The sequence below is a fragment of the Agromyces sp. Leaf222 genome, from assembly GCF_001421565.1.
Classification (GTDB): domain Bacteria; phylum Actinomycetota; class Actinomycetes; order Actinomycetales; family Microbacteriaceae; genus Agromyces.
On record NZ_LMKQ01000002.1, the window covers coordinates 353,646 to 367,189 of the forward strand.

10 protein-coding genes are annotated in these 13,544 nt (G+C 71.1%); 5 read left to right on the top strand and 5 right to left on the bottom strand.

Annotated elements, in window-relative coordinates:
* Positions 1 to 23 precede the first annotated feature (23 nt).
* The gene (locus ASE68_RS16500; RefSeq protein WP_055862205.1) at positions 24 to 1,199 is read right to left on the bottom strand and encodes an alcohol dehydrogenase catalytic domain-containing protein; all 1,176 of its coding nucleotides are present in this window, start codon (positions 1,197 to 1,199) and stop codon (positions 24 to 26) included.
* A gap of 139 nt (positions 1,200 to 1,338) precedes the next feature.
* Here ASE68_RS16500 and ASE68_RS16505 point away from each other — a divergent pair, with 139 nt between their 5' ends.
* On the top strand, positions 1,339 to 2,583 hold the full coding sequence (locus tag ASE68_RS16505) for a serine hydrolase (RefSeq protein WP_082462461.1): 1,245 nt from the start codon (positions 1,339 to 1,341) through the stop codon (positions 2,581 to 2,583).
* Positions 2,584 to 2,759: 176 nt separating this feature from the next.
* On the opposite strand, the gene ASE68_RS16510 is transcribed toward ASE68_RS16505, so the two are convergent.
* The 3 genes from ASE68_RS16510 to ASE68_RS16520 form a co-directional block, all read right to left on the bottom strand.
* A complete protein-coding gene (locus ASE68_RS16510; RefSeq protein WP_082462430.1) occupies positions 2,760 to 4,859 on the bottom strand; it encodes an ABC transporter ATP-binding protein in 2,100 nt (699 codons plus the stop codon).
* A complete protein-coding gene (locus tag ASE68_RS16515; protein WP_055862208.1) occupies positions 4,856 to 6,589 on the bottom strand; it encodes an ABC transporter ATP-binding protein in 1,734 nt (577 codons plus the stop codon). Before ASE68_RS16515 ends, ASE68_RS16510 begins: the two co-directional genes overlap by 4 nt.
* 278 nt (positions 6,590 to 6,867) lie before the next feature.
* The gene (locus ASE68_RS16520) at positions 6,868 to 7,347 is read right to left on the bottom strand and encodes an NUDIX domain-containing protein (RefSeq protein WP_055862211.1); all 480 of its coding nucleotides are present in this window, start codon (positions 7,345 to 7,347) and stop codon (positions 6,868 to 6,870) included.
* A gap of 63 nt (positions 7,348 to 7,410) precedes the next feature.
* On the opposite strand from ASE68_RS16520, the gene ASE68_RS16525 reads away from it, so the two are divergent.
* The gene (locus ASE68_RS16525; RefSeq protein ID WP_055862214.1) at positions 7,411 to 9,114 is read left to right on the top strand and encodes an acyl-CoA dehydrogenase family protein; all 1,704 of its coding nucleotides are present in this window, start codon (positions 7,411 to 7,413) and stop codon (positions 9,112 to 9,114) included.
* Positions 9,115 to 9,156: 42 nt separating this feature from the next.
* Here the strand turns inward: ASE68_RS16525 and ASE68_RS16530 are convergent, their stop codons facing one another.
* Positions 9,157 to 10,152, bottom strand: a complete 996-nt coding sequence (locus ASE68_RS16530; RefSeq protein WP_235481069.1) for a BadF/BadG/BcrA/BcrD ATPase family protein — start codon at positions 10,150 to 10,152, stop codon at positions 9,157 to 9,159.
* A gap of 198 nt (positions 10,153 to 10,350) precedes the next feature.
* Between ASE68_RS16530 and ASE68_RS16535 the strand changes: the two genes are divergently transcribed.
* The 3 genes from ASE68_RS16535 to ASE68_RS16545 all read left to right on the top strand — a co-directional run bounded on the left by ASE68_RS16535 (position 10,351) and on the right by ASE68_RS16545 (position 13,539).
* Positions 10,351 to 11,637 (top strand): sugar ABC transporter substrate-binding protein, encoded by a 1,287-nt coding sequence (locus ASE68_RS16535; protein ID WP_055862220.1) that lies wholly within the window; start codon positions 10,351 to 10,353, stop codon positions 11,635 to 11,637.
* Positions 11,638 to 11,710: 73 nt separating this feature from the next.
* Positions 11,711 to 12,613 (top strand): carbohydrate ABC transporter permease, encoded by a 903-nt coding sequence (locus tag ASE68_RS16540; protein WP_235481094.1) that lies wholly within the window; start codon positions 11,711 to 11,713, stop codon positions 12,611 to 12,613.
* A gap of 134 nt (positions 12,614 to 12,747) precedes the next feature.
* A complete protein-coding gene (locus tag ASE68_RS16545) occupies positions 12,748 to 13,539 on the top strand; it encodes a carbohydrate ABC transporter permease (RefSeq protein WP_235481096.1) in 792 nt (263 codons plus the stop codon).
* The last annotated feature ends 5 nt before the right edge of the window (positions 13,540 to 13,544 follow it).

The following is a 13,544-nucleotide window of genomic DNA, read 5'->3' on the forward strand; positions in this document are numbered from 1 at the left end:
CGGCGGGGCCTGCCGGAGCGGGGTCAGCCGAGCGTGATGAGCTGTCGGAGTTCCCCGCCTGCGGCGAGGCGATCCATGGCCGTGTCGAGTTCGTCGAGGCGGATGCGCGACGACACGAGACGTTCGAGGGGCAGGCGTCCCGCGCGCCAGAGTTCCACGTAGCGCGGGATGTCACGCGCGGGCACGGCCGATCCGAGGTAGCTGCCGATGACGGTGCGCGCCTCGGCGGTGAGCGTCAGCGGCGAGAGCGTCGCGCGGGCGTCGGGTGCCGGCAGGCCGACGGTCACCGTGGTGCCGCCGGGTGCGGTGAGGGCGAACGCGGTCTCGAACGCCCTCGCCGAGCCGGCGGCCTCGATGACGAGGGGTGCCCGCGCCGCGGCATCCGCTGGGCTGGTGGGGCCCGTGCCGGTGCCGGTGCCGGCGCGGCTGCCGGCGTCGGTTCCGGATGCCGCGCGCACCGCCTCGTCGGGCGCGTAGGCCGCGCTCGCGCCGAGGCTCATGGCCGTCTCGAGCTTCGCGGGCAGCGCGTCGACGCCGATCACCTCGTGGCCGAGCGCGACGGCGACGAGCAGGGCCGCCATGCCGACCCCGCCGAGGCCGACGACCGTGACGCGGCTGTCCGGCGCGGGCCGGCCCGCGTTGATGACGGCGCCGCCGCCCGTGAGCACCGCGCAGCCGAGCAGTGCGGCGACCTCGGCCGGCACGTCATCGTCGACCGGCACCACCGACGTGCGGCTGACCACCGCGTGGCTCGCGAACGCCGAGACGCCGAGGTGGTGGTGCACGGTCTCGCCGTCGCGGTGCAGGCGGATGCCGCCGCCGACGAGCGTGCCCTCGGCGTTCGCCGCGCTGCCCGTGCGACAGGGCAGGCGTCCGTCGCTCGCGCATTCGGGGCAGGCGCCGCAGCGGGGGAGGAAGGTCATGACCACGCGCGTGCCGACCGCGACATCCGTCACGCCGACGCCGACCTGCTCCACGATGCCGGATGCCTCGTGGCCGAGGAGCATGGGCGTCGGCCGCCGCCGGTTGCCGTCGACGACGCTGAGGTCGGAGTGGCAGACGCCCGCGGCCTCGATGCGCACGAGCAGTTCGCCTGTGCCGGGCGGGTCGAGCTCGAGCGTGCCGACCGTGAACGGGCGCGACCGCGCGAATGGCGCTTCGGCTCCGGATGTCTCGAGCACCGCTCCCGTGATCTGCATGCGCGTCCTCCTCGACGTGCCCGGCGGGTCGTGACGACGCCGCGCGTGACAAGCATACCGACCGCGCGGTATGCTCGCGAATCGAGCCCTGAACACTTCGTTCGACACGGCTGACGACTCGACCAGAGGAGCCTCGACGATGAGCCTTCCCCTTCCTGTAGACGGTTCCGCGCCCGCGCCCGGCGCCGGCGCTGCGCCCTCGCCCGGCACCGGCGCTGCGACCGCGCCCGGTGCTGCACCGATCCACGGACACGTGCACGACGACTTCACCGGCCTCCGCGATGAGTTCGAACGCCGGCTCGCGTCGGGTGCGGAACTCGGCGCGTCGCTCGCCGTGATCGTCGACGGCGAGCCCGTCGTCGACCTCTGGGGCGGCTGGGCCGATCCCGAGCAGCAGCGCGAATGGCAGCGGGACACGATCACGAACGTGTGGTCGATCTCGAAGACCGTCACCGCGCTCGCCGCGCTCGTGCTCATCGACCGCGGCGAGCTCGACCCCGAGCAGCCCGTCGCCCACTACTGGCCCGAATTCGCCGCGGCCGGCAAGGAGGGCGTGCTCGTGAAGCACGTGCTCATGCACACCTCGGGCGTCTCGGGGTGGGCGCAGCCCATCACGGGCGCCGACATCCTCGATGCGGATGCCGCGGCGGCCCGTCTTGCGTCGCAGCCGCCGTGGTGGCCGGCGGGCGCGGCATCCGGCTATCACCTGCTGGACTACGGCCACCTCGTCGGGGAGCTCGTGCGCCGCATCACCGGACGCTCGCTCGGCGCGTTCGTCGCCGAGGAGCTCGCCGGCCCGCTCGGCGCGGACTTCTGGCTCGGCCTGCCCGAGTCTGAGGATCACCGCGTGAGCAACGTCGTGCCGCCGCAGGGGACGCTGGACTTCTCGGCGATCCCGCCCGACTCCCCGGCCTTCAAGACCTACACGGGACCACCGCTCGACGCCGAGGTCACCTGGACGCGCGAGTGGCGCGCCGCGGGCGTCGGCGGCGCCGGCGGGCAGGGCAACGCCCGCTCGGTGGCCCGCCTCAACGCCCTCGTCTCGAACGGCGGAGAACTCGACGGCGTGCGCCTGCTCTCGCCCGCGACGATCGATCGCATCTTCGCGGAGCACACCGACAACGTCGACCTCGTGCTCGGGCTGCCGCTCCGCTTCGGGCTCGGATTCGCCGTGTCGAATCCGGCGAGCACGCCGTGGATCCCCGAGGGCCGGGTCGCGTTCTGGGGCGGCTGGGGCGGGTCGATCGTCATCAACGACGTCGAGCGCCGCACGACGTTCGCCTACGTCATGAACCGGATGTCGCCGGGCATCATCGGCTCGCCCCGCAGCGACGCGTACACGCGGGCGGTCTACGCCGCGCTCGGCGCCACGACCCTGGCCTGACGCCGTGCGGGTCCGCGCCTGCCGGCGATGCCGGCGCCACGCGCGGGCCCACGCCCGCGATGGTCGGCGGGTCGCGCCGCGGTGTGCTCGCCCTGCCGGGCGAACCGTGGAACACGAGAGCCCGGGTACCGCATCCGAAGATGTCGTACCCGGGCCCTCGTGTCGTGCGGTGGCCGCTACGCGTCGGTCGCGGGCGTCCCTCGCTCGCCGTCGACCGCCTCGAAGGAGCCGGTCTGCGCACCGACGAGCGCCGGGTCGAGACCCTGGCCCTGCGCGATCGCCTGCTCGGCGTCGACGTCGGCCGCTGCCTGCTCGAACTGCGAGTTGTAGAGGCGCCAATACGCGCCCTCGCGAGCGATGAGCTCGTCGTGGCTGCCCTGCTCGACGATGTCGCCGTGCTCCATCACGAGGATGAGGTCGGCGTCGCGGATCGTCGACAGGCGGTGCGCGATCACGAACGACGTGCGTCCTTCGCGGAGCGCCGCCATCGCGTGCTGCAGCAACAGCTCGGTGCGGGTGTCGACCGACGAGGTGGCCTCGTCGAGGATGAGCACCGAAGGCTGCGCCACGAACGCTCGCGCGATCGTGATGAGCTGCTTCTCACCGGCCGAGACGTTGGACGCCTCTTCGTCGAGCACCGTGTCGTATCCGTCGGGCAGCGAGTGCACGAACCGGTCGACGTAGGTGGCCCGAGCGGCGTCGAGGATCTCGTCGTCGGTCGCCGACTCGCGGCCGTAGCGGATGTTCTCGCGGATCGATCCGGCGAACAGCCACGGGTCTTGCAGCACCATGCCGGTCTTCGCGCGCATGTCGCGGCGCGTGAGCTCGGCGATGTCCTGGCCGTTGAGCAGGATGCGCCCGCCGTCGAGCTCGTAGAACCGCATGATGAGGTTCACGAGCGTCGTCTTGCCGGCGCCGGTCGGGCCGACGATCGCGACCGTCTGCCCGGGCTCGACCCGGAACGACAGGTCGCGGATCAGCGGGTGCTCGGGCGCGTACGAGAACGACACGTGGTCGAACTCGATCGTGCCGTCGCCCTCGGCGGGCTTCGGCGCGTTTGCGGCGTCGGGGTCCTGCTCGTCGGCGTCGAGCAGCTGGAACACGCGCTCGGCGGAGGCGGTGCCGGACTGCACGACCGCGGCCATGCCGCCCAGCTCCGAGAGGGGCTGGGTGAACTGCTGCGAGTACTGGATGAACGCCTGAACGTCACCGAGTCGGAGCTGGCCGCTCGCGACCATGAGGCCGCCGAGCACCGCGATGCCCACGTAGGTGAGGTTTCCAATGAACATCATGCCCGGCATGATGATGCCCGAGAGGAACTGCGCCTTGAACGAGGCCTCGTAGAGCTCCTCGTTCTCGGCCTTGAACTTCGCGTGCGAGTCCGCCTCGCGGCCGAACACCTTGACGAGCGCGTGGCCCGAGAAGGACTCCTCGACGCGGGCGTTCAGTCGGCCGACCTTGCGCCACTGGATGCCGAACGCCTTCTGCGACTTCGGGCCGATGACGCCGAAGATCACGGCCATGAGCGGCAGGGAGACGAGCGCGACGATCGCGAGCTGCCACGAGATCGAGAACATCATGATGAGCACGCCGACCACGGTGAGCACCGCGGTGATGGCACCCGAGAGCGACTGCTGCATGGTCTGCGTGATGTTGTCGATGTCGTTCGTGACGCGCGAGATGAGCTCGCCGCGCTGCACCTTGTCGAAGTAGCTGAGGGGCAGTCGGTTGAGCTTGGCCTCGACGTCTTCGCGCAGGCGCCACATGGTGCGCACCATGATCACGTTGACGACGTAGCCCTGCACCCAGGTGAGGATCGCCGAGACCACGTAGAGCAGCAGCACGACGATGAGGATCTGGCTGAGCTTGACGAAGTCGATTCCCTCGCCTGGCACGGCGCCGGCCGTCGCGACGATGTTGGCGAGGTCGTCCTGGCCGTCGGCGCGGAGGAACTCGACCGCCTGCGCGTTGGTCATGCCGGAGGGCAGCTGCCCGCCGATGACCCCCGCGAAGAGCACGTTCGTGGCCTCGCCGAGCACCTTGGGGGCGATCACGGCGAGCACGACGCCGGCCGCCCCGAGGATCGAGACGAACGTGAATGCGAGCGCGTGCGGCTTCAGCAGGCCGATGAGCCGGCGGAAGCTGGGCCCGAACTTCGAGGCCTTGCCCGGTGCGACGCTGTCCCAGTCGCCGGAGTTCAGGCGGGCCTGCTCGGCGAGCTCGAGCTCGTACTTCTCCTCTTCAGAGATCTGGGGCATGGTGGGTTCGGTGGTCATCGGGCTGCCTCCGCTCCGAGCTGGGATTCGACGATCTCGCGGTAGGTGTCGGATGTCTCGAGCAACTGCTCGTGGGTTCCGACGCCGACCATGGCGCCATCGTCGAGCACGATGATGCGGTCGGCATCGGTGATGCTCGACACGCGCTGGGCGACGACGATCTTCGTCACCTCGGGCAGCTCGCGCCAGAGCGCGTGCCGCAGGTTCGCATCGGTCGTCAGGTCGAGTGCCGAGAACGAGTCGTCGAACACGAGCACGTCGGGCTGGTGCACGATCGCGCGGGCGATCGCGAGCCGCTGGCGCTGGCCGCCCGAGACGTTGGTGCCGCCCTGGGCGATGCGGGCCTCGAGCCCGCCCTCCATCTCCTCGACGAAGTCGCGACCCTGCGCGATCTCGAGTGCGTGCCAGAGCTCCTCGTCGGTGGCCTCTTCACGGCCGTACCTGAGGTTCGACGCGACGGTGCCGGTGAAGAGGAACGGGCGCTGCGGCACGAGGCCGATGGAGTTCCAGAGCACGTCGAGGTCGGCCTGCCGCACGTCGACGCCGCCGACCGCGACGGAGCCGCCGGTGGTGTCGAACAGGCGGGGGATCAGCGACACGAGCGTGGTCTTGCCGGCGCCGGTGGAGCCGACGATGGCCACGGTCTCGCCGCGCGCGGCGGCGAAGCTGATGCCGTCGAGCACGGGGTGCTCGGCGCCCGGGTACGTGAACGAGACATCCGTCAGCTCGATGGTGCCCGGGGTGGGCAGTTCGGTGACGGGGTTCGTCGGCCGCAGGAGCGTGCTCGTGCTGTCGAGCACCTCGGCGATGCGGTCGGCCGAGACGGCGGCACGCGGGATCATGATCGTCATGAAGCTCGCCATGAGCACGCCGGTGAGGATCAGCATCACGTACTGCATGAAGGCGAACAGCGTGCCGATCTGCGCGTCGCCGGAGTCGACGGCGAAGGCGCCGAACCAGACGACGCCCACGATCGTGACGTTGAGCACGAGCATGAAGAGCGGGAACAGCAGCACGAACAGGGAGCCGACGCGGCGCCCGACGATCATGATGTCGGTGTTCGCGCCGCGGAAGCGCTCCTCTTCGATGGGCTCGCGCACGAAGGCGCGCACGACGCGCACGCCCGTGAGCTGCTCGCGCATGATGCGGTTCACGTTGTCGAGCTTGTGCTGGAAGCTGCGGAACAGCGGCACCATGCGGCTGATGATGAGGATCGCGATGACGAGCAGCACGGACACGGCGACGGCGATGATCCAGCCGAGGCCGACGTCTTGGCGCAGGGCGAAGTAGATGCCGCCGATGGCCAGGATCGGGGCGGTGACGAGCATCGTCGCGCCCATCATGGCGAGCATCTGCACCTGCTGCACGTCGTTCGTGTTGCGGGTGATGAGCGAGCCGGGGCCGAACTTCGAGACCTCGCGCTCGGAGAAGGCGCTGACCTTCTCGAACACGTCGTTGCGGATGTCGCGGCCGAGCCGCATGGCGGCCTTCGCGGCGAAGTACGTGGCGATGATCGATGCGGTGATCTGCCCGAGGGAGATCAGCAGCATGACGGCGCCGGTCGACCAGATGTACTCGGTGTCGCCCTTCGAGACGCCGTTGTCGATGATCTTGGCGTTGAGGTCGGGCAGGTTGAACGTGGCGATCGCGGAGAGGATCTGGAAGACCAGGACTCCGACGAGCAACCACACGTAGGGCTTCAGATAACGGACGAGGAGTTTTGCGAGCATGGCATCTCCGGTGCGGCGGTGAGGGCGGGTGGTCGATCGGATGCCGCGGCGCGACTCGCACCGCAGCGAATCGGCGGATGGCGCGTGCAAGGCCCACCCCCGGGCCTCGCGCAGCGTTACAGCCTCGCATGCGACCCTTGCGGAGGCAAGCCGAGCGGGAGCTTCGCCCGCCTCGTTCTCGGAGGGCGAACACCGGCCTGGATTCACCGCCCGATCAGGGCGCACTCAGTCTCGCGCGTGCCACCGACACTCGCCCGACGACCTCGTGCCGCTGGGCCTCAGCCGAGGCCGAGGTGCGCGAGCAGGGCGTCGAGCGCCGGGCGTTGGCCCTTGACCAGGCGCAGGCGCGCCTCGTCGATCGGCACCCACGCCGCGACGTCGAGTTCGGGGAACGACTGGCGCCGGCCCGACCGCGGCGGCCACTCGAGCTCGAACGTGTTGCTCTCGATGTGCGCGGCGTCGAAGTCGGCCTCGCCCGCGAACACCGCGACCGTCTTGCCCGAGGTGTACCGGAACACGCCGAGCTCGACGTACGGCACGTCGGGTGCCGGGTTGCCGAGCTCCTCGGCGAACTCCCGTTTCGCCGCGTCGATCGGCGCCTCGTCGGTGAAGGTGCCCTTCGGCAGCGACCAGGCCGCCTCGTCGCGGCCGCGCCAGAACGGCCCGCCCATGTGCCCGAGCAGCACCTCGACGTCACGGGGGTCGGATGCCGCGTCGCGCCGTCGGTGCAGCAGGATCCCCGCGCTCGTCTCGGCCATGCGCCAACGCTAGCGGCTGCCGCCGACGGCGACCCGCGAGCAGAATGGGCGTGGAGGTCGAAGATGATCAGCACCCACGAGGTCGCCAACCAGGTTCCGCCGCGCGTCGACGTCGACGAGTTCGCCGAGAACGTCCCGCTCGTCGAGGCGGTCGCCCGGTGGGGCAGGTCGACCGCGGGCCCCGGACCCGCAGGCTGCGAAGACCCCGACGGTCCGGCGGCCGGCGGTCACGCGGCGTCCGACCCGCACGCGATCGGACGTCTCGTCGGCTCGGCCGCCTTCCAGCGCGACGCCGAGCGCGCGAACACGCATGCGCCCGTGCTGCACACGCACGATCGCTGGGGCCGACGCGTCGACGAGGTCGAGTACGACGACGCCTACCACCGGATCATCGCGCAGGCGGTGGCGGTGGGCGCGCACACGTCGGCAGCCGCCGATCCGGGGCCGGGGGCGAACGTCGATCGCGCCGCGGCGTTCCTCCTCTTCGCGCAGGTCGAGCCGGGTCACGCCTGCCCGGTGTCGATGACGCACGCCGCCGTGCCCGTGCTCGAGCACGCGGCATCCGCCCTGCGAGACGAATGGATGCCGCGGCTGCTGAGTCGCGACTACGAGCCCGACCTGGTGCCGGGCAAGCCGGGCGCGCTCATGGGCATGGCGATGACCGAGAAGCAGGGCGGCTCCGACGTGCGCGCGAACACGACGCGGGCCGAGCGCCGTGGCGCGGGCGACGGCAGATGGGGCGCCGAGTACGGCCTCACCGGCCACAAGTGGTTCTGCAGCGCCCCGATGAGCGACGCGTTCCTCGTGCTGGCGCAGGCGCCGAGCGGGCTCAGTTGCTTCTTCGTGCCGCGCGTGCTGCCGGGCGGGGAGCGCAACGTGTTCCGCATCCAGCGCCTCAAGGACAAGCTCGGCAACCGGGCGAACGCGTCGAGCGAGATCGAGCTCGACGGCACGAGCGGGTGGCTCGTCGGCGAAGAGGGGCGCGGCGTCGCGACGATCGTGCAGATGGTCACGCGGACCCGCCTCGACTGCGTGATCGGCACGGCGGCGGGAATGCGGCAGTCGGTCGCCGAGGCGACGTGGCATGTGCGGCACCGCTGCGCGTTCGGGTCACTGCTCGTCGACCAGCCCGCTATGCGGGCCGTCGTCGCCGACCTCGCGCTCGAGTCGGAGGCCGCGACGCTCACGGCGATGCGGCTGGCCCGCGCCTACGACGACGATGCAGAGGCCGCCGAGCAGGCCTTCCGGCGCCTCGCGACCGCCGTGGCGAAGTACCAGGTCTGCAAGCGCGGTGCTGGACACGCGGCCGAGGCGCTCGAGTGCCTCGGCGGCAACGGGTACACCGAGGCGTTCCCGCTCGCGCGCCGCTACCGCGAGCAGCCGCTCCTCGCGATCTGGGAGGGCTCTGGCAACGTCATCGCGCTCGACGTGCTGCGCGTGCTGGCCCGTGAGCCCGATGCGTTCGAGGCGTTCTTCGCCGAGGTCGGGGCCGCCACGGGTGCGAACCGGGTGTTCGACGACGCGCTCGCCGAGACGGTGGCGCTCGTGCGAGAGGTCGCGACGATGAGCCCGGATGCCGCGGCATCCGTCGCCCGCGAGCTCACCGAGCGGCTGGCCCTCGTGCTGCAGGGGTCGCTCATGCTGCGGTACGCGCCGCCGCCGGTCGCGGAGGCGTTCGTGCGCTCGCGACTCGGCCGCGAGGGCGGTGCGCAGTACGGGGCGCTGCCGCGCGGGGTCGACGTCGGGGCGATCCTCGCGCGAGCCTGATGGCTCCGGTGCGACGGCGGCGCGTTCGGCCCGTTCGGCCCGTCAGCGCCAGACGAACGGCGGATGCTGCGCCGGCACGTCACCGGCCGCGATGAGCCGGGCGAGCCGCACCGCCCCGTCGAGCGGCGTGCCGAGCGGCGCGTGCAGGTCGGCTCCGGGCGCGAGGCGCGCGAACTCCGCCTCGAAGGCGTCGCGGTAGGCGCCGGCCGCCCCGAACATGCCGCCGGTCCACGACGCGCGCCGCGGCAGCTCGGGGTCGAGGGCGGCGACGAGCGTGGAGGCCACCTCGGTTCCGGCGGTGCGCATGATGGCGGATGCCGCGGCGTCGCCGTCGGCGGCCAGCGCGGCGACCTCGCGCGCGAGCCCGGCGATGACGCCCGCGCGGTCGGCCCGGGTGAGCAGTTCGCCCGGCCAGGTCGGCGCCGGCCCGAACCGGGATTCGGCCGCGGAGAGCAGCGCCGCGGCATCCGTCGTCACGCCGTCGTGGGTGCGGATCGCCGCCTTCAGCGCCTCGATGCCGACCCAGACGCCCGAGCCCCGGTCGTCCCAGAGGTGGCCCCAGCCGCCGACGCGTCGCCAGACGGCGTCGAGGTCGGTGCCGAGGGCGATGGCCCCCGTGCCGACGGCGACGACGGCCCCGGCCTGGCCGCCCAACGCGCCGAGGTGGGCCGTGAGGGCGTCGACGGCGAGGGCGACCGGCACGGGCGCGTCGGGTGCGGCCCGGAACCGCCCGATCGCGGCATCCGGAGCCGACACGAGCGAGGCGAGGCCCGTGGCGCCGACGCCGATGGCCGTGATCGCGACATCCGGCCACTCGCGGGTCGTCGCCTCGACGAGCGCTGCGGCCACGTCGAGCACGGTGGAGCCGGCGGATGCCACGGCGACGCGCCCGCCCTCGAGCAGGCGTCGGTCATTGCCGAACGGGGCGTCGAGCGGTTCGAGGGCGGCCCGCGACCCGGTGCCGCCGACGTCGATGCCGAGCACCCATCGACCTCGTGCGCGCTCGGCTGCGCGGTCTCCGCTCGCGGCGCTGGTCACGAGCCGAGCCTACGGCCGTCTCTACGGCCGTCGCCACGGCCGCCGCCTCCGTGACGGGCGGGTTTCGAGTCGGTCACGACTTTGGAAAGAACTTGCAAACAATGCATCGTTCACGAATACTACTTCCAGAGTCACGTTCCGGGTCGCCCACGGCACCCGCACGACGTCCACGACAGATCCATCAATGAGGAGGCATCTATGAAGAAGCGACTGCTGCCCGTCGCCGTGCTCGCCACGGCCGTGTTCGGGCTCACCGCCTGTGCGGGCGGGTCGAACGACGGCAACGGGTCGGATGCCGAGGGCCAGACGCTCGACGTCTGGATCATGGAGGGCACCAACCCCGACTCCGAGGCGTTCTTCGACGAGGTGGGCGACGCGTTCACCGAGGAGACCGGCGCGGAGCTCAACGTCGAGTTCGTGCAGTGGGCCGACGCCCACGACCGCTTCGTCACCTCGATCGCCGGCGGCACCACCCCCGACGTCGCCGAGACCGGTACCACCTGGACCGCCGAGTTCGCCGACGCCGGCGCGCTCGAGCCGATCGGCGACTTCGTCGCCGACGAGAACCTGGGCGACGACCTCGTCGAGGGCCTCGTCGAGGCGGGCACCTACGACGACGAGCTCTACGGCATGCCCTGGTACGCCGGTGTGCGCTCGCTCGTCTACCGCTCCGACATCTTCGACGAGCTCGGCCTCGAGGCCCCGAAGAGCTGGGACGACATCGTCGCCGCGGGCGACGCCATCAAGGCCGCCCACCCCGAGATGCTCGCGTTCGCGGTGCCCGGTGACGCCGAGTTCGGCGTGTACCCGTGGGTCTGGGGTGCCGGGGGAGAGATCTCCGAGAAGAACGGCGACGCCTGGGAGTCCGGCATGGCCAGCCCCGAGTCGCAGGAGGGCATCGGCTTCTACACCGGCCTCGCGACCGAGCACGGCTTCTCGTCGGCCGGCGCGACCACCTGGAAGGAGACCGACGTCCTCGACAACTTCGCCCAGGGCAACGTCGCCATGGCCCTCATGGGCTCGTGGACGCCGTCGGCGATCATCGAGAAGAACGCCGAACTCGAGGGCAAGTTCGCCGCGACGCCGATCCCCGGCAAGGACGGCGGCATCGCCCCGTCGGTGCTCGGCGGCTCGCACCTGTCGATGTTCAGCACCGCCGAGAACACCGACCTCGCCTGGTCGTTCATCAAGATGATGACCACGGGCGAGTTCGCCGAGCAGTGGGGCGAGCAGTCGGGCTACTTCCCGGGCCAGCAGTCGCTGCTGACCGAGACGATGGCCTCCGACGACCCGCTCGTCGCGCCCTTCGCCACGCAGCTCGTCGAGGGCGGCGGCACGGTGCCCGTGACGCCGACGTTCGGCGCGGTGCAGGCCAAGAAGACGACGAACACCGCCATCCAGGCGATCCTCTCCGGGCAGAAGACGGTCGAACAGGCCACCTCCGACGCTGCCAAGGAGATGGACGAGATCATGAACGGCAACTGACCAGGTGTCGACCACGATCCAGGCTCCGACGCCCGCGCCGGGGGGCACGACCCCCCGGCCGGGCGGCGGCCCAGTGCACCGCAACCGGCTGATCGCCTCCTCACGGCCGTGGCTGCTGCTCGCGCCCGCGCTCGCCGTGCTGGCCGTGCTGCTGCTCTGGCCGCTCATCCGGGTGTTCCTCTTGTCCCTGCAGGACTACGGCCTGCGCGAGATCGTCTCGGGCGAACCGAACTGGATCGGCCTCGCCAACTACGGCGAGATCCTCGCCGACCCGACGCTCTGGAGCGTCGTGCTCCCGAACACCGTCGGCTTCGCCGTGTTCGCCGTCGCCGGCACGGTCGCGCTCGGCACCGGCGTCGCCGTGCTGATGGCGTCGCTCGGCGGGTTCTGGCGCACCGTCGTCGGCAGCGCGATCATGATCGCCTGGGCCATGCCCGCGGTCACCGGCACCTACGTCTGGGTGTGGATCTTCGACGCCGACCGTGGCATCTTCAACCAGACCCTCCAGGCCCTCGGGCTGCAGGACGAGCCCGTCAACTGGTTCACGAACCGCTACAGCTTCTATGCGATCGTGCTGCTGAACGTGATCCACCACGGCTTCCCGTTCGTCGCCATCACGATCCTCGCGGGGCTCCTCGGCGTGCCGAAGGAGATGCTCGAGGCCGCCGAGATGGACGGCGCCGGTCCGTGGCGCCGCTTCTTCCAGGTGATCGTGCCGAACCTCCGCCAGGTCTTCAGCGTCGTCATCATCCTGTCGACCATCTGGGACTTCAAGGTGTTCGCGCAGGTCTACCTGATGCCGGGCGGCGCGGGCACCAATCGCGAGGCGCTGAACCTCGGCGTCTGGTCGTACGTCGAGTCGTTCGGGCAGAACCGGTACGGGTTCGGTTCGGCCATCGCGGTGCTCCTCACGGTGCTGCTGCTCATCATCACCGTCATCTACGTGCGCACGATGCTGAAGGAGGACGAGCTGTGAGCACCTTCACGCCCGCCCCGACCACCACGCCCGCGGCATCCGGAGCCCTTCCTCCCGAGACACCGGGGTCCGACCGGCGCATCCCCGCATCGCGTCGCTCGGGCCGCAAGACCCGCGCGGCGGCCGGCAAGGCCGTGCTCGTCGTGCTGCTCCTCGTCTTCACGCTGTTCCCCGCGTTCTGGATGCTCTCGAGCGCGTTCGACGCGAAGGCCGGCGCCGGCGGGCAGACCCTGCTGCCGCGCGAGTGGTCGCTCGCGAACTTCGAGTACGTGCTCACCGACGGCGGGTTCGACGTGTACCTGCGCAACTCGGCGATCGTGGCCGTGGTCACGGTGCTCGCGAGTGCGATCCTCGCCCTGCTCGCCTCGGTCGCCGTCGCGCGCTTCCGCTTCAAGTTCCGCACGTCGATGCTGCTCATGATCCTCGTGGTGCAGATGGTGCCGCTCGAGGCGCTCGTCATCCCGCTGTTCGTGCAGGTGCGCGACCTGCAGCTGCTGAACACGCTGCTCGGCCTCATGGTCGTCTACGTCGCGCTCTCGCTGCCGTTCGGCATCTGGATGCTGCGCGGCTTCGTCGCCGCCGTTCCGGTCGAGCTCGAGGAGGCCGCCTACCTCGACGGCGCGAGCTGGGGCCGCATGTTCCGCTCGGTGCTGCTGCCGCTCGTGATGCCCGGTCTCGTCGCGACCTCGGTCTTCTCGTTCATCACGGCGTGGAACGAGTTCATCTTCGCCATGACCCTGCTGGGCGGCGCGTCCGAGAACTACACGGTGGCCATCGGCCTCAAGCAGTTCTTCGGCGAGCACACCAACGAGTGGGGCTACATCATGGCCGCGTCCACGATCATCACCGTCCCGGTCATGGTCTTCTTCGTCATCGTCCAACGTCGCCTGTCGAGCGGCCTGGTTGCCGGCGCGGTCAAGGGGTGACCGCC

Coding starts and splice junctions, on each gene's coding strand:
- ASE68_RS16525 (WP_055862214.1), top strand. CDS start 7,411: ATGATCAGCACCCACGAGGTCGCCAACCAGGTTCCGCCGCGCGTCGAC.
- ASE68_RS16535 (WP_055862220.1), top strand. CDS start 10,351: ATGAAGAAGCGACTGCTGCCCGTCGCCGTGCTCGCCACGGCCGTGTTC.
- ASE68_RS16520 (WP_055862211.1), bottom strand. CDS start 7,347: ATGGCCGAGACGAGCGCGGGGATCCTGCTGCACCGACGGCGCGACGCG.
- ASE68_RS16505 (WP_082462461.1), top strand. CDS start 1,339: ATGAGCCTTCCCCTTCCTGTAGACGGTTCCGCGCCCGCGCCCGGCGCC.
- ASE68_RS16510 (WP_082462430.1), bottom strand. CDS start 4,859: ATGACCACCGAACCCACCATGCCCCAGATCTCTGAAGAGGAGAAGTAC.
- ASE68_RS16500 (WP_055862205.1), bottom strand. CDS start 1,199: ATGCAGATCACGGGAGCGGTGCTCGAGACATCCGGAGCCGAAGCGCCA.
- ASE68_RS16515 (WP_055862208.1), bottom strand. CDS start 6,589: ATGCTCGCAAAACTCCTCGTCCGTTATCTGAAGCCCTACGTGTGGTTG.